At 65.9% G+C, this 14,744-nt stretch carries 15 protein-coding genes; 13 read left to right on the top strand and 2 right to left on the bottom strand.

Annotation, left to right across the window (positions count from 1 at the left end):
* Positions 1-9 precede the first annotated feature (9 nt).
* Together U5A52_RS06640 and U5A52_RS06635 are read left to right on the top strand one after the other, a co-directional pair.
* Entirely contained in the window at positions 10-1,491 is a 1,482-nt protein-coding gene (locus tag U5A52_RS06640; protein ID WP_321934310.1) for a D-aminoacylase, read from the top strand.
* A gap of 84 nt (positions 1,492-1,575) precedes the next feature.
* A complete protein-coding gene (locus U5A52_RS06635) occupies positions 1,576-1,965 on the top strand; it encodes a RidA family protein (RefSeq protein WP_028201897.1) in 390 nt (129 codons plus the stop codon).
* A 46-nt stretch (positions 1,966-2,011) separates the two neighbouring features.
* On the opposite strand, the gene U5A52_RS06630 is transcribed toward U5A52_RS06635, so the two are convergent.
* Both U5A52_RS06630 and U5A52_RS06625 read right to left on the bottom strand, forming a co-directional pair.
* Entirely contained in the window at positions 2,012-2,356 is a 345-nt protein-coding gene (locus U5A52_RS06630; protein WP_321934309.1) for a helix-turn-helix domain-containing protein, read from the bottom strand.
* Positions 2,353-2,727 carry a type II toxin-antitoxin system RelE/ParE family toxin gene (locus tag U5A52_RS06625; RefSeq protein ID WP_321934308.1) on the bottom strand — a complete coding sequence of 125 codons (375 nt, stop codon included), beginning with the start codon at positions 2,725-2,727 and terminating at the stop codon, positions 2,353-2,355. The genes U5A52_RS06630 and U5A52_RS06625 overlap by 4 nt, the downstream gene beginning before the upstream one ends.
* Positions 2,728-3,199: 472 nt before the next feature.
* On the opposite strand from U5A52_RS06625, the gene U5A52_RS06620 reads away from it, so the two are divergent.
* From U5A52_RS06620 to pyrF, 11 genes are all read left to right on the top strand, one after another.
* The gene (locus U5A52_RS06620; protein WP_415773596.1) at positions 3,200-4,159 is read left to right on the top strand and encodes an IclR family transcriptional regulator; all 960 of its coding nucleotides are present in this window, start codon (positions 3,200-3,202) and stop codon (positions 4,157-4,159) included.
* Positions 4,156-5,181, top strand: coding sequence for a 2-dehydro-3-deoxygalactonokinase (locus tag U5A52_RS06615; RefSeq protein ID WP_321907760.1), 1,026 nt, complete (start codon positions 4,156-4,158; stop codon positions 5,179-5,181). The genes U5A52_RS06620 and U5A52_RS06615 overlap by 4 nt, the downstream gene beginning before the upstream one ends.
* Before the next feature lie 66 nt (positions 5,182-5,247).
* Positions 5,248-5,937: a 2-dehydro-3-deoxy-6-phosphogalactonate aldolase gene (locus U5A52_RS06610; protein ID WP_321934306.1), complete on the top strand. Its 690-nt coding sequence runs from the start codon at positions 5,248-5,250 to the stop codon at positions 5,935-5,937.
* Complete coding sequence (locus U5A52_RS06605) at positions 5,934-6,713, top strand: SDR family oxidoreductase (RefSeq protein WP_321934305.1); 780 nt, start codon at positions 5,934-5,936, stop codon at positions 6,711-6,713. The genes U5A52_RS06610 and U5A52_RS06605 overlap by 4 nt, the downstream gene beginning before the upstream one ends.
* A 144-nt stretch (positions 6,714-6,857) precedes the next feature.
* Complete coding sequence (locus tag U5A52_RS06600; RefSeq protein WP_321934304.1) at positions 6,858-7,865, top strand: arabinose ABC transporter substrate-binding protein; 1,008 nt, start codon at positions 6,858-6,860, stop codon at positions 7,863-7,865.
* A 77-nt stretch (positions 7,866-7,942) separates the two neighbouring features.
* Positions 7,943-9,454 carry an L-arabinose ABC transporter ATP-binding protein AraG gene (araG, locus tag U5A52_RS06595; protein ID WP_321934303.1) on the top strand — a complete coding sequence of 504 codons (1,512 nt, stop codon included), beginning with the start codon at positions 7,943-7,945 and terminating at the stop codon, positions 9,452-9,454.
* 21 nt (positions 9,455-9,475) lie between these two features.
* On the top strand, positions 9,476-10,492 hold the full coding sequence (gene araH / locus U5A52_RS06590; protein WP_321907770.1) for an L-arabinose ABC transporter permease AraH: 1,017 nt from the start codon (positions 9,476-9,478) through the stop codon (positions 10,490-10,492).
* A gap of 49 nt (positions 10,493-10,541) precedes the next feature.
* Positions 10,542-11,342, top strand: a complete 801-nt coding sequence (locus U5A52_RS06585; RefSeq protein WP_321934302.1) for an SDR family oxidoreductase — start codon at positions 10,542-10,544, stop codon at positions 11,340-11,342.
* Positions 11,339-12,253 carry an SMP-30/gluconolactonase/LRE family protein gene (locus U5A52_RS06580; protein ID WP_321934301.1) on the top strand — a complete coding sequence of 305 codons (915 nt, stop codon included), beginning with the start codon at positions 11,339-11,341 and terminating at the stop codon, positions 12,251-12,253. Before U5A52_RS06585 ends, U5A52_RS06580 begins: the two co-directional genes overlap by 4 nt.
* 319 nt (positions 12,254-12,572) lie before the next feature.
* Positions 12,573-13,739 (top strand): aldose 1-epimerase, encoded by a 1,167-nt coding sequence (locus U5A52_RS06575; RefSeq protein WP_321907776.1) that lies wholly within the window; start codon positions 12,573-12,575, stop codon positions 13,737-13,739.
* A gap of 140 nt (positions 13,740-13,879) precedes the next feature.
* Positions 13,880-14,695, top strand: coding sequence for an orotidine-5'-phosphate decarboxylase (pyrF, locus tag U5A52_RS06570; protein ID WP_321934300.1), 816 nt, complete (start codon positions 13,880-13,882; stop codon positions 14,693-14,695).
* The last annotated feature ends 49 nt before the right edge of the window (positions 14,696-14,744 follow it).

The raw sequence follows: 14,744 nt of genomic DNA, 5'->3' as shown, positions 1-14,744 counted from the left end.
GAGACGCGTATGCATTCGCACCCCGAAGCCGCCGACACGTTGATCGTCGGCGCCATGCTTTACGACGGCACCGGCGCACCGCCCGTCGAGCGCGACGTGGCGCTGCGCGACGGACGCATCGTCGCGATCGGCAACCTGTCCAACTGGCTCGCGGAAGAGGTGATCGAGGCCAATGGGCGCGCGCTCGCGCCGGGTTTCATCGACGTCCATACGCACGACGACACGCATGTGATCCGCTCGCCGCAAATGCTGCCCAAGATCAGCCAGGGCGTGACGACGGTGGTGGTGGGCAACTGCGGCATCAGCGCGTCGCCGGTCACGCTCAAGGGTGATCCGCCCGATCCGATGAACCTGCTCGGCGAGCGCGATGCGTTCGCCTATCCGACGTTCTCCGCTTACGTCGATGCGGTGAACGCGGCGCGGCCCGCCGTGAACGTGGGCGCGCTGATCGGCCATACGGCGCTGCGCAACAATCACATGAACGATCTGCAGCGCGCCGCCACCGGCGACGAGATCGCGGCCATGCGCGCGCAGCTCGAAGACGCGCTCACGCACGGCGCGCTCGGCCTTTCCACGGGCCTCGCGTATGGTTCCGCGTTCGAGGCGTCGACCGAAGAGGTTGCCTCGCTGGCGGAGCCGCTCGCGTTCGCCGGCGCGGTCTACACGACGCACATGCGCACCGAGTTCGACGCGATTCTCGAGGCGATGAACGAGGCGTACCACATCGGCAAGCATGCGCGCGTACCGGTTGTGATCTCGCATCTGAAGTGCGCGGGCCCTTCCAACTGGGGGCGCAGCACGGAGGTGCTCGCGTCGCTCGAAAGCGCGCGCAAGTATCAGCCGGTGGGGTGCGACTGTTATCCGTATAGCCGCAGTTCTTCCACGCTGGACCTCAAGCAGGTGACAGGCGACATCGACATCACGATCACGTGGTCCACGCCGCACCCCGAGCAGGCCGGCAAGCTGATCAAGGACATTGCGGCCGAGTGGGGCGTGTCGCAGCAGGAAGCGGGCAAGCGCCTGCAGCCGGCGGGCGCGGTGTACCACAACATGTCCGAAGACGACGTGCGCCGCATTCTTTCTCATCCGGCCACGATGGTCGGCTCGGACGGCTTGCCGAACGACCCGTTGCCGCACCCGCGCCTGTGGGGTGCGTTTCCGCGCGTGCTCGGTCACTACGCGCGCGACGCGGCCTTGCTGCCGCTCGAAGAAGCGGTGCGCAAAATGACGGGTCTTTCTGCGCGGCGCTTCGGCCTTTCGCAACGCGGCGAGGTGCATGTGGGCTGGCACGCCGACCTCGTGCTGTTCGACCCCGCCCGCGTGCGCGACGCGGCGACCTTCGAGCAGCCGCAGCAGGTGGCGGAAGGCATCGACGCGGTGTGGGTCAATGGCGTGCTCTCGTACCGCGATGGCCAGCCCACGGGCGAGCGCGCGGGCCACTTCGTCGCGCGTGGCAAGCGCGATGAACAGGCAGAGGCGAACGCCTTTTAAGCAAGCTTTATCTATCGAATTTCGACCCTCGGCGCGCGTGGCCCAAAAAGCCGCGCGCGCCGCACGATCTCAAAGGAGCAAACGATGAAACGAATTGGAGCGGAAGGCGGCAAGGGCCAGGGCGGACAACATCTGCCGTTCGCGCGCGCCGTGGAAGCCGACGGCTGGCTGTATGTCTCGGGCCAGACGCCGATGGAAGGCGGCGAGGTGATCAACGGCGGTATCGTCGAGCAGTCGCACAAGGCCATCCAGAATCTTTTCGCCATCCTCAAGGAAGCGGGCTACGGCGCGGAGCACGTCGTGCGCTGCGGTGTGTGGCTCGACGACGCGCGCGACTTCACGTCGTTCAACAAGGTGTTCCGCGAGTACTTCGGCGAGCATCCGCCGGCACGCGCTTGCGTGCAGTCGAGCATGGTGGTGGACTGCAAGGTCGAAGTGGACTGCGTGGCTTACAAGGCACCGGCCGGGAAGTAAGGGCGCAGCGCATTGCGCGTAGCGTGACAGGAAGCGGCTGCCGGAGTTATCCGGCAGCCGTTTTTTCTTGCGTGTCGCCGTCGCGCGGGGAGGGCACGGTGATGCGCATTTCGACCTTCATGCCCGCGGCTACGGCCATGTTGATGAGCGAATCGAGCGAGAACTGATCGATCTTGCCGCGCATGAGGTCGGACACGCGCGGCTGCGTCACCCCGAAGAGCGCGGCGGCCTGCGTTTGGGTCAGCTTGTTGCGCTTGATGTGCTCTTCGAGGGTGATCATGAGGTCGCTGCGCAGCGTCATGTTCTGCGCGGCTTCGGGCGTGTTTTCGAGCGCGTCCCAGACGCTGTCGAAGCGTTGGCGTTCGTGGTTCCCGTGACTCTGGCGGCTCATGGTTTGGACTCCTTGTTTAAGGCGTCGCGATAGCGGCGCGCGGCAAGCGAAAGATCGACGAAGGCCGTTTTCTCGGACTTCTTCTGAAAACAATGCAGCACATGAATGGCATCGCGGATGTGCGCGACGTAAATCACGCGAAACGCGCCGTTCGAATCGCGAATGCGTATTTCACGCGCACCGCGGCCTACCGGATTCACGGGCTTCCAGTCGTTTGGGTCGAGGCCGCGTTGCACGCGCCGCAATTGCCGCCCGGCTTCCTGACGTACCTGTTCCGGAAACTTCCGCAGATCCGCGAGCGCGCTGCCGCAAAACTCCAATGGCTTGGCATGAGCAGGATTATACAAAATTTTATATAGATTCCAGTGCATTGAGCGGCCCGGTATGCACCGGGTATGACTTCGCTCAAGTCTCTGCAGGCTTGCACGGGCGCGCCCTCGCTTGCGTCAACGATCCCGCGGTTTCCGTCCCGCGTTAGCCGTTCGGCTGAGGGCCGTCGTTTTGTTGATTTCCCAATATATGAGCGACCCAATCACATATTGGAGAACTCGAAAAAACCTGCCTACAATCCAGCCATCCGACATGCCGCGATGACCTCGTGCGCGGCAAACACCGTCGGCAGACCCAGATAAATCCGGCGCACGCGCAAGGCGCGCAGCGAACCGGACAGCAAAGGAGACGTCCGCCATGCTTCAGCCAGCGCTTTGCGCGGCCACGCGCCGCCCGCCGCTACATGCCCGATGTGCCCCGGCCGCCCATGCGCCGCGCCGTCTCCCGAAGCAGGGTTCGCGCGCCGCCTGACGGCGCGCGCCTTTTCGACCGTCAGCCTTCATCGCCCTCGCCATGAACAAAGCGATGTCTTCCACACTCGCCGCGAACCTCCCCGAAGAGGCCGCGCCCGTGCAAAACGCCGCGCCCAGCGCCGCCGCAGTGCAATCCGCAGCGCAGCCAAAAGCCCGCCCCGCCGCCGATGAAATCGGCGTCGCGAGCGCGCTGCTCGACGGCTCGATGCAGCAGGCCGGCACCCAGACGCTCCTGCGCGGCCTCGCCATTCTCGAAGCCGCCGCGGCCGGCGTGCGCGACCTGCGCTCGTTCGGCGCAGTGCTCGGCACGACGCGCAGCACCACGCACCGCCTGGTTTCGAGCCTCGTGCAAGCGCGCTACCTGCGCCAGGTGCAGGGCGGCTATCTGCTCGGGCCGAAGCTCATCGAACTCGGCACCATCGCGCTCGAGCAGATGCCGCTCACGGCCGTTGCCCGCCCGCATCTGCAGGCGCTCGCCGACGAAACGCTCGACACGATCCACCTCGGCGTGCGAGACGGCGACGACGTGCTGTACATCGACAAGATTCCCGGCCAGCGTGGGCTCGAGATGCGCTCGCGCGTGGGGCACCGCATGCCGCTCGCGTCCACGGGCATCGGCAAGGCGATGATGCTCGACCTCACGCCGCAAACGTGGCGCGACCTGTTCGACGCGTCGCGCCGCACGCTCGCGGGCGTGAGCTTCCGCCCCGATCACAGTCTCGAACCGGAAACCTTCCTCAAGCGCATGGCCACTTACTCGGCGGGCGGGTACACGTTCGATCTGGAGGAGAACGAAATTTCGATCCGCTGCGTGGCGGCGCCGGTGCGCGACGCGTCTGGCGCGATCGTGGCGGCGCTTTCGGTGGCGAGCACGATTCCCTATATGCCGCTCGAACGTATGGACGAACTGATTGCGGTCGTGCAGCGCGAAGCGCGCGCGATTTCGCAGGAACTGGGCTGGCGCGCGCCGCAGCCCACCACGCGCAGGATTCGCCGATGAAAGCGCGTGAGAAGCCTGCAAGCGGCGCGGCGACCGAAGCTAGCGACGACGCGCTCGCCCGCGAAGCCGCGCTCATCGCGCTCGACTGGGGCACGACCTCGCTGCGTGCGTATTTGTTCGATGCGGCAGGCAAGGTGATCGCCACGCGCGTTTCGACGGCGGGGATCATGAATCTGCCTGTGCCAGCCGAAGAAGGCGGCTTCGACGCCGCCTTCGACGAAGCGTGCGGCGTGTGGCTCGCGCAAGCGCCCGCGCTGCCGGTGCTGGCGGCGGGCATGGTCGGCAGCGCCCAGGGCTGGGTGCAGGCGCCTTATGTCGAGACGCCGGCGAGCGCCCAGGCGTTGGTGGCCGGCATTGTGCGCGTGCGCGCTGCGTGCGGCGCCGAAGTCGCCGTGGTGCCGGGCGTCCTGGAGCCGGGGGCGCTGCCCAACGTGATGCGCGGCGAGGAAACGCAGATTTTCGGCGCGTTGAGCGGATCAAGCGACGAGAATGCGGCGCAACCGTCGCTCGTCGGCCTGCCCGGCACGCACGCGAAATGGGTGGTCGTGGAGGGCGAGCGCATTGCGCGCTTCTACACCTTCATGACGGGCGAGGTCTACGCGGCGCTATGCGCGCATACGATCCTGGGTCGCACGATGAAGCATCCCGTCGAGCCCGATACGGCCGCGTTCCTGCGCGGCGTGAGCGTGGCGCGCGAGCAGGGCTGCGTGGGCCTGCTTGCCACGGCGTTCAGCACCCGCACGCTCGGCCTCACGGCCCAGCTCGCCGCCGACGAGCAGCCCGACTATCTCTCGGGGCTCGTGATCGGGCACGAACTGGCAGGCCTCGAAGCGGCGCTGGCGCGGCGCGACGTGGCGCTTGCCGGTTGCGCGCCGCAGCTCATCGGCGCCGAGTCGCTGTGCGAGCGCTACCGCATGGCGCTTGCCGCATTCGGATGCAGCGGCGCGCATCTCGTGCGTCATGCGACCGAACACGGACTCTGGCGCATTGCGGTACAGGCCGGACTCGTCGCGCCGCGCTAAACGCGCACCGACGAATCGAGCCTGCGGAATCGAACCAGACACGAAGCCAAGCAACAGGAAGCCGACATGGAACCCGAACTGAATCTGCCCGCCCCGTACACGCCACACGCCGGCTTCGTCGCTGCGTTCGGCGCGTGCGGCATGGTCGCGATCGTGCGCGGCATCAAGCCCGCCGAAGCCGCCGAGCATGGCCGCGCGCTTTACGAAGCGGGCTTCCGGATCATCGAGGTGCCGCTCAATTCGCCGCAGCCGCTCGACAGCATCGCGGCATTGCGCGAGGCGCTGCCCGAGGACGCGATGATCGGCGCGGGCACCGTGCTCACGACCGAGCGCGTGCGCGACGTGCGCGAAGCGGGCGGCGAGCTGATCGTGATGCCGCACGCCGATACCGATGTGATTCTCGCCGCGAAGCTCCAGGGCCTCGCGTGCGTGCCCGGCGTCGCCACGCCGACCGAAGCGTTCGCGGCGCTCAAGCATGGCGCCGACGCGCTCAAGATGTTCCCCGCCGAGCAACTCGGGCCGGCCGTGACGAAGGCGTGGCGCGCCGTGATTCCGCCGGTGGTGCCGCTGCTCCCCGTGGGTGGCGTGAAGCCCGACAACATGGGGCCGCAGCTGGCGGCAGGCGCGAGCGGTTTCGGCCTGGGTTCGGCGCTCTACAAGCCGGGCCAGGACCCGGCGGCTACGCGCGCGAACGCGCTGGCTTTCATCGAAGGCTGGCGGGTGACGCAACTGGGCGCGCACGGAGCGCAAAAGTGAATCGCCTCACGGGCAAGGTCGCACTCGTGACGGGCGCCGGACGCGGCATCGGTGCGGCGATCGCGCGGGCGTTCGCGGCCGAGGGCGCCGCCGTCGTGCTCGCGGAACTCGATGGCGCGACGGCCGCAGCCACAGCGCGCGAGATTGCAAACGCCTGCGAAGGCGCGCGAACGCTCGCGGTCAAAACCGACGTGACGCAGAGCGCTTCGGTGCGCGCCGCCGTGGAAGAAGCGCAACGCGCGTTCGGCCCGGTCGACGTGCTCGTGAACAACGCCGGCATCAACGTGTTCGCCGACCCGCTCACGATGACCGACGACGACTGGCGCCGCTGCTTCGCCGTCGATCTGGACGGCGTGTGGAACGGCTGCCGCGCGGTGTTGCCGGGCATGGTCGAGCGGCGCGCGGGCAGCATCATCAATATCGCCTCGACGCACGCGTTCCAGATCATTCCGGGCTGCTTCCCGTACCCAGTGGCGAAGCACGGTGTGATCGGGCTCACGCGTGCGCTCGGTATCGAGTACGCGCCGAAGAACGTGCGCGTGAACGCGATCGCGCCGGGCTACATCGAAACGCAGCTCACGCACGACTGGTGGAACGCGCAGCCCGACCCGCAAGCCGCGCGCAAGGCCACGCTGGAGCTGCCGCCGATGAAGCGCATTGGCCGCCCGGAGGAAGTCGCGATGACGGCGGTGTTTCTCGCTTCGGACGAAGCGCCGTTCATCAACGCGAGCTGCATCACGATCGATGGCGGCCGCACGGCACTGCATCACGAATGAAAGATGTGAACAAGTAATTCGCAGCACGAAGGAATAACGAACACGCAGCAATCCGCCGAAGCGCTGGCCGCGCGTTTTCGGTGGGTAAAAGAAGAGGCGGCCGATACCCTTCCCGTGACTGAAGAAGACAAGGAGACTGACAACATGCAACGACGCATCTTTCTGACGCTGATAGCCGCCGCGGTCACCGCAAGCGTGACGCTCGCGCAAGCGCCCATTGCACAGGCCGCCGACCAGGTGAAGATCGGCTTTCTCGTGAAGCAGCCCGAAGAGCCGTGGTTCCAGGACGAATGGAAGTTCGCGGAAATGGCCGCGAAGGAAAAGGGCTTCACGCTGGTGAAGATCGGCGCGCCCTCGGGCGAGAAGGTGATGAGCGCGATCGACAACCTGGCCGCGCAAAAGGCGCAGGGCTTCATCATCTGCACGCCTGACGTGAAGCTCGGACCGGGCATCGTTGCCAAGGCCAAGGCCGACAACCTCAAGATGATGACGGTGGACGACCGTCTCGTGGACGGCGCGGGCAAGCCGATCGAGTCGGTGCCGCACATGGGCATCTCGGCGTACAACATCGGCAAGCAAGTGGGTGATGGCATTGCCGCTGAAATCAAGAAGCGCGGCTGGGACATGAAGGACGTCGGCGCGATCGACGTGACTTACGAGCAGCTGCCGACGGCGCATGACCGCACGACGGGCGCGACCGATGCACTCGTGGCCGCAGGCTTCCCGAAGGCGAACATCGTGATGGCGCCGCAAGCGAAGACCGACACGGAAAACGCCTTCAACGCCGCCAACATCGCGCTCACGAAGAACCCGCAGTACAAGCACTGGGTCGCTTACGCGCTGAACGACGAAGGCGTGCTCGGCGCCGTGCGCGCAGCGGAAGGCCGCGGCTTCAAGGCCGACAACATGATCGGCATCGGCATCGGCGGTTCGGACTCGGCGTTGAACGAGTTCAAGAAGCCGCAGCCGACGGGCTTCTACGGCACCGTCATCATCAGCCCGAAGCGCCATGGCGAGGAAACCTCGGACCTGATGTACACGTGGATCACGCAAGGCAAGGAGCCGCCGCTGCTCACGCTGACGAGCGGCATGCTGGCCACGCGCGACAACGTGGAAAGCGTGCGTCAGCAGATGGGTCTCGCTTCGAAGTAAGTTTGAGAGACGTGGTTTGAGGTGTTTCCCGTTGCGGGGCGCATGCCCCGCAACGCATCGAATGAGAGGAAACCGAAGTGTCAGCGACACTGCGTTTTGACAATATCGGCAAGGTGTTCCCAGGCGTGCGCGCGCTCGACGGCGTGTCGTTCGAGGTGAACGCAGGCGAAGTGCATGGCCTCATGGGCGAGAACGGGGCGGGCAAGTCCACGCTCCTGAAGATCCTCGGCGGCGAGTATCAGCCCGATTCCGGCCGCATCCTGATGGATGGCAACGAGGTGCACTTTTCCGATGCGGCGGCTTCGATCGGCGCGGGCATCGCGGTGATTCACCAGGAGCTGCAGTACGTGCCCGACCTCACCGTGGCGGAAAACCTGCTGCTCGGCGCGTTGCCCAATGCGCTTGGCTGGGTGAAGCGTGGCGAGGCGCGCAAGTTCGTGCGTGAGCGCCTCGCCGCCATGGGCGTGGATCTCGATCCGGCTGCCAAGCTGCGCAAGCTTTCCATCGCGCAACGCCAGATGGTGGAAATCTGCAAGGCGCTCTTGCGCAATGCGCGCGTGATCGCGCTCGACGAGCCCACCAGCTCGCTCTCGCACCGCGAGACTGAGGTGCTGTTCAAGCTCGTGCGCGAACTGCGCGCCGACAATCGCGCGCTTATCTACATCTCGCACCGCATGGACGAGATCTACGAGCTGTGCAATGCGTGCACGATCTTCCGCGACGGCCGCAAGGTCGCCTCGCACGAGAAGCTCGAAGAGGTGAAGCGCGAAACGCTCGTGCACGAAATGGTGGGCCGCGAGATCAGCGACATCTACAACTACACGCCGCGCGAGCATGGCAATGTGCGCTTCGCCGTGCGCGGCATTGAAGGCCATCCGCTGAACGAAGCGGCCAGCTTCGAGGTGAAGGCGGGCGAGATCGTCGGGTTCTTCGGGCTCGTCGGTGCGGGGCGCAGCGAACTGATGCAGCTCATCTACGGCACGCACAAGCGGCGCGCGGGCGAAATCGAACTCGATGGCAAGACCATTCGCGTGAAAAGCGCGAGCGACGCGATTCGCCATGGCATCGTGCTGTGCCCGGAAGACCGCAAGGAGCAGGGCATCGTTGCGATGGCAACGGTCTCGGAGAACATCAACATCAGCTGCCGCCGGCATTTCCTGCGCGCGGGCATGTTCCTCGACCGCAAGAAGGAAGCGGAAACGGCGGATCGCTTCATCAAGCTGCTGAAGATCAAGACGCCGAGCCGCCGCCAGAAAATCCGCTTTCTCTCGGGCGGCAACCAGCAGAAAGCGATTCTTTCGCGCTGGCTCGCCGAACCGGACCTGAAAGTCGTGATTCTGGACGAACCGACGCGCGGTATCGACGTCGGCGCGAAGCATGAAATCTACAACGTGATCTACCAGCTTGCCGCGCGCGGCTGCGCGATCGTGATGGTGTCGTCGGAATTGCCGGAAGTGCTCGGCGTGTCGGATCGCATCGTGGTGATGCGCGAAGGCCGTATTTCGGGCGAGTTGCCGCGCAGCGCGGCGAGCGAACACGCGGTGCTTGACCTCGCGCTGCCCAAGCGCGTGCAGGCCAAGGCTGCATGAGTGGACGGGGAGGAAACTGAAATGCAAGCAAGAGAAAACCTGGCGGCTGAAACCGCCAAGAGCGTCGCCGACGCGCTGATTCCGAGTCCCACCGACAAGCAGAAGTGGTGGCAGCAGATCACCGAGTACAGCCTGATCGTGATTTTCGCGGTCATGTTCATCGTGATGTCGCTGACTGTCGATCACTTCTTCTCGATCGAGAACATGCTCGGCCTCGCGCTGTCGGTCTCGCAGATCGGCATGGTGGCCTGCACGATGATGTTCTGTCTCGCCTCGCGCGACTTCGACCTTTCCGTGGGTTCGACGGTCGCGTTCGCGGGCGTGCTTTGCGCGATGGTGCTCAACGCCACGAACAACACGTTCATCGCCATCGTTGCGGCGGTGGCGGCGGGCGCCGCGATTGGCTTCGTGAACGGCGCGGTGATCGCGTATCTGCGCATCAACGCGCTGATCACCACGCTCGCCACGATGGAAATCGTGCGCGGCCTCGGCTTCATCGCCTCGCACGGCCAGGCCGTGGGCGTGTCGTCGGATACGTTCATCGCCATGGGCACGGCCTCGCTCTTCGGCGTGCAACTGCCGATCTGGGTCACGCTCGTCTGCTTCATCGTGTTCGGCGTGATGCTCAATCAAACCGTGTACGGGCGCAATACGCTCGCCATCGGCGGCAATCCGGAGGCGTCGCGCCTCGCCGGCATCAAGGTCGAGCGCACGCGCGTGTGGATCTTCCTGATTCAGGGCGCAGTCACCGCGCTCGCGGGCGTGATTCTCGCCTCGCGTATCACGTCGGGCCAGCCGAACGCGGCCGAAGGCTTCGAGCTGAACGTGATCTCGGCGTGCGTGCTGGGCGGCGTCTCGCTGCTGGGCGGCCGCGCAACGATCTCGGGTGTGGTGATCGGCGTGCTGATTATGGGCACCGTCGAAAACGTCATGAATTTGCTTAACATCGACGCGTTCTACCAGTACCTCGTGCGCGGCGCGATCCTGCTCGCGGCAGTGCTGCTCGATCAGTTGAAGAACCGTGGAACACGAGATTAAATCCGGCGATTAAACCCCGGACTGAGCCATTCATCAGGAGCCCAACACGATGTCGTCTCCCGCTAACGCGCTCGCGCGCCACGCGCATGAACACTACGCGCGCTATCCGAGCCTGGCCGACCGCGTGGTGCTGATCACGGGCGGCGCGACCGGCATCGGTGCGTCGTTCGTCGAACACTTCGCGGCGCAGGGCGCGCGCGTCGCGTTCTTCGATATCGACGCGAGCGCAGGCCAGGCGCTTGCCGACGAACTTGGTGACTCGCGCCACAAGCCGCTTTTCGCGGCCTGCGACCTCACCGACATCGACGCGCTGCGCGCCGCCATTGCCGACGTGAAGGCGGCGCTCGGGCCGATTCAGGTGCTGGTGAACAATGCCGCCAACGACCGCCGCCATACGCTGGCCGAAGTCACGCCGGAATCCTTCGACGAGTGCGTCGCTGTGAACGTGCGGCACCAGCTGTTTGCCGCTCAGGCGGTGGCGGAGGACATGAAAGCCGCACGTGCGGGCTCGATCATCAACCTGGGCTCGATCAGCTGGATGCTCAAGCAGTGGGGCATGCCCGTGTACACGCTGAGCAAGTCGGCGGTGCAGGGGCTCACACGCGGGCTCGCGAAGGATCTCGGACGCTATGGCATCCGCGTGAATTCGCTCGTGCCGGGCTGGGTGATGACGGAGAAGCAACGCCGCCTCTGGCTCACCGACGAGGGGCGTGAGGACATCAAGCGCGGCCAGTGCATCGACGCCGAACTGCTGCCCGAAGACCTCGCGCGCATGGCGCTCTTTCTCGCCGCCGACGACAGCCGCATGATCACGTCGCAGGACATCATCGTGGACGGAGGCTGGGCATGAGCGCAAGCGATGGCGCTTCGAGCGAAGCGGTGGCCGAACTGCTCGTGCACGCGAAGTGCGAACTGGGCGAGGGCGCGACCTGGTGCGCACGCCGCGGCCGGCTCTACTGGGTCGACATCACCGGCAAGCATCTCGCGCGTTACGACCCGCGCGATGGCAAGCACCTGACCTGGGCGATGCCCGAGCGCCTGGCGTGTTTCGCGCTTTGCGAGGACGAACGCACGCTGTTGCTGGGTCTTGAGTCGCGCCTCGCGTTCTTCGACCTGGAAACGGGCGCGATCGAGACCATCGTCGAGGTGGAGCCCGGCGTGCCCACGCGCCTGAACGACGGGCGCTGCGACCGCCAGGGCCGCTTCGTGTTCGGCACAAAGTACGAGGGCACGCCGAGGCAAGCCATTGGCGGCTTTTACCGGCTCAATCGCGACCTCACGCTCGAACGCCTGTCGCTGCCCGCTCCGGCGATCTCGAACAGCATCGCGTTCAGCCCGGACGGCGCGACGATGTACTACTGCGACACGCTCTCGCGCGAGATTCGCGCGTGCGACTACGGCGCCGATGGAACGATTGCAAACCCGCGCACGTTTGTCGCGCTCACCGATGACACCGGTGTGCCCGACGGCTCGACCGTCGACGCCGAAGGCGGCCTCTGGAACGCGCAGTGGGGCGGCGAGCGCGTGGTGCGTTACGGCGCCGATGGCGTGGAAACCGAGCGAGTAAAGATTCCCACAGCGCAGCCAAGCTGCGTTACGCTCGGCGGTGCGCTTCTGGACACGCTTTATGTCACGAGCGCGCGCGAGGAAATGGACGAGGAGGCCCTCGCGCGCGAGCCGCATGCAGGCGGCGTGTTCGCGGTCCGGATTGGCCGCCAGGGCCTTGAAGAACCGCGGTTTCAAGGGCGTCGGCGCGTTTGAATTCGTTGTATCGCGTGTCACCCGCAATGCATGCGCGCGCTTATGTCTGACGATAGGTGCGCACTGACCGCGGGTGAGTGCGCGAACCGCCGCGCGTAGCGAGCAGCCCAAATAGACGGATAGCCGTTGCAGTTCAGCAACAGATGCAGTCGATCGATAGTGTGCAGTTGGCTTTGCCAGTACCACTAGAAGGGCGAACACAAGAAGCGGCCGCAGGCCTGTGCAAATGCGAGCAGACGAGCAAGCGCACGGCGCCGGAAGGCCACCAGTGAGCCGCCTTTTGCGGCGGCAATCAAACATGCCTCTCGAGGAGCATCTTATGAGCGTCGCGAATTCCGCTGTGCGTCGATCCCCCCGTTCCACCACTCACGCAGGCGCTGCCGCAAGCGCACCGTCTTCCGCGCCCGTTGTCTCGCCTGCCGCCGCCGCGCGCCGCGCGCGGCTCGAAGCCGCCACCCATCCTGTCATGCCGGGGCCAAGCACTTCGGCGGTGGCCATCGGCGCGGCCGGCTCGAGCGACGTGGCCTGCGTGACGCTCGCGAACGCGTATCTGAGGCTCGACGTCGCGCCCCAACTGGGCGGCGGAATCACACGCTTCGACTGGCGCAGCGAAGGTGCGCTCGAACCCGTGTTTCGCCGCTGCGAGCGCGTGAGCGCGCGCATGGACCCGAACGAGCTTGCATGCTATCCGTTGCTGCCGTATTCGAATCGCATTGGCGAGGGGCGCTTTCACTTTGGCGGACGCGATATCGAAGTGCCGCGCAATCGCGCGAGCGAACCGCTGCCGATTCACGGTGACGGCTGGCTCGCACCGTGGAGCGTCGAAAGCGCTGATCGAGAAAATGTGCGGCTCGTGCTCGACCGCAGCGACGGCGAACCTTATTCGTACCGCTCGGCGCTCACCTACGCGCTCGACGGCGCCACGCTCACGATCGCCCTTGAAGTGGAGAACACGGGCCGCGACGCGCTGCCGTTCGGCCTCGGCGTGCATCCTTTCCTCGCGCGTGACGCCAGCACCGAACTCTCCGCACCCGCAAGCGGCCTGTGGCTCTCGGGCCAGGACTGGCTGCCGGTGCGCCACGTGCCCGCGCCGCCTGCCTGGCAATTCGGTATTGCCTATCCGCTGCCGGCGCAGCTCGTGAACCATGCGTTCAGCGGCTGGAGCGGACGTGCCGCCGTGGTGTGGGAGCGCCGCCGGCTCTCGCTTTCGATCTGCGCCAACACCGACTATTACGTGCTCTATACGCCGCCCGGCGCGGACTTCTTCTGCTTCGAGCCCGTCGATCATCCGATCAATGCGATGAATCTGCGCGGCGGTGGCGACGCGAACGGCATGACCGTGCTCGCGCATGGGGAGCGGCTCGTGCGGCGTTTTTCGTTCACTGTCGAGCGCATGGACATGCGCGCGGCGGCGAGCCCGCATCGCGCCGGAGCGCGCGGCCGGGCGGGGACGCGCGGCGGCAAGGGCGCACGCTCGCGAGCCTGACGCATGGCGGCGCTACGCGCCCATTTCGTCCGATGATTCGTCTCGCGGCCGCGCCGGAGGTGGCGTGGCGCGGCCGGAGATCCTCAGCCGGGTAAAATACGCGCCGTTTTCCTTATTCGGCTCGCTGCGAGCTTTCTATCATGACCTCCTTCACCCAGACCCTCGGCGCCGCCTGGCAGCGCACTGGCTCTCTGCTGTGCGTGGGCCTCGACCCCGAGCCGACGAAATTCCCGGCCGCGCTGGCCGGCCGCAGCGACGCGATTTTCGAGTTCTGCCGCGATATCGTCGACGCCACGGCGCCTTATGCGAGCTCGTTCAAGCCGCAGATCGCGTACTTCGCCGCGCACCGCGCCGAAGATCAGCTCGAAGCGCTGATTGCGCACATCCACGAAAAGCATCCGGGCCTGCCCGTCATTCTCGACGCCAAGCGCGGCGACATCGGCAGCACCGCCGAGCAGTACGCGCGCGAAGCGTTCGAACGCTTCAAAGCGGACGCGGTGACGGTCAATCCGTATATGGGCTTCGACTCGATCGAGCCGTGGCTCGCGCATAAGGGCAAGGGCGTGATCGTGCTGTGCCGCACGTCGAACCCTGGCGGTTCCGATCTGCAGTTCCTGACGGTTGACGGCAAGCCGCTTTATCAGGTCGTGGCCTCGCTCGCGGCGCAAAAGTGGAACGCCAGCGGCGAGCTTGGCCTCGTGGTGGGCGCGACGTTCCCGAAGGAGATCGAGACCGTGCGTGCGATCGTAGGCGACATGCCGCTGCTGATTCCGGGCATCGGCGCGCAAGGCGGCGATGTCGAGTCGACCGTGAAGGCGGGCCGCACTGCAAACGGCACGGGCATGCTCATCAACTCGTCGCGCGCGATCATTTATGCGAGCAAGGGCGAAGACTACGCGCAGGCAGCTGCAACGGCTGCCAGGGACACGCGGGACCGCATCAACGCGTTTCGCTGAATCGAAAGGCAGATCGAGAACCGATTTGCCTTTCGAATTCCTCCTATGT

Origin of the sequence: Paraburkholderia sp. J8-2 (genome assembly GCF_905220195.1) — a bacterium.
In the GTDB taxonomy this organism is placed as follows: Bacteria; Pseudomonadota; Gammaproteobacteria; order Burkholderiales; family Burkholderiaceae; genus Paraburkholderia.
Note: the sequence above shows the minus strand (reverse complement) of the source record. Positions and strands in the feature narration are given on the sequence as shown.

Excerpts from the sequence above, each read along its gene's own strand:
- U5A52_RS06640 (WP_321934310.1), top strand. The coding sequence starts at position 10 with ATGCATTCGCACCCCGAAGCCGCCGACACGTTGATCGTCGGCGCCATG.
- U5A52_RS06635 (WP_028201897.1), top strand. The coding sequence starts at position 1,576 with ATGAAACGAATTGGAGCGGAAGGCGGCAAGGGCCAGGGCGGACAACAT.
- U5A52_RS06630 (WP_321934309.1), bottom strand. The coding sequence starts at position 2,356 with ATGAGCCGCCAGAGTCACGGGAACCACGAACGCCAACGCTTCGACAGC.
- U5A52_RS06625 (WP_321934308.1), bottom strand. The coding sequence starts at position 2,727 with ATGCACTGGAATCTATATAAAATTTTGTATAATCCTGCTCATGCCAAG.
- U5A52_RS06620 (WP_415773596.1), top strand. The coding sequence starts at position 3,200 with ATGAACAAAGCGATGTCTTCCACACTCGCCGCGAACCTCCCCGAAGAG.
- U5A52_RS06615 (WP_321907760.1), top strand. The coding sequence starts at position 4,156 with ATGAAAGCGCGTGAGAAGCCTGCAAGCGGCGCGGCGACCGAAGCTAGC.
- U5A52_RS06610 (WP_321934306.1), top strand. The coding sequence starts at position 5,248 with ATGGAACCCGAACTGAATCTGCCCGCCCCGTACACGCCACACGCCGGC.
- U5A52_RS06600 (WP_321934304.1), top strand. The coding sequence starts at position 6,858 with ATGCAACGACGCATCTTTCTGACGCTGATAGCCGCCGCGGTCACCGCA.
- araH (WP_321907770.1), top strand. The coding sequence starts at position 9,476 with ATGCAAGCAAGAGAAAACCTGGCGGCTGAAACCGCCAAGAGCGTCGCC.
- U5A52_RS06585 (WP_321934302.1), top strand. The coding sequence starts at position 10,542 with ATGTCGTCTCCCGCTAACGCGCTCGCGCGCCACGCGCATGAACACTAC.
- U5A52_RS06580 (WP_321934301.1), top strand. The coding sequence starts at position 11,339 with ATGAGCGCAAGCGATGGCGCTTCGAGCGAAGCGGTGGCCGAACTGCTC.
- U5A52_RS06575 (WP_321907776.1), top strand. The coding sequence starts at position 12,573 with ATGAGCGTCGCGAATTCCGCTGTGCGTCGATCCCCCCGTTCCACCACT.
- pyrF (WP_321934300.1), top strand. The coding sequence starts at position 13,880 with ATGACCTCCTTCACCCAGACCCTCGGCGCCGCCTGGCAGCGCACTGGC.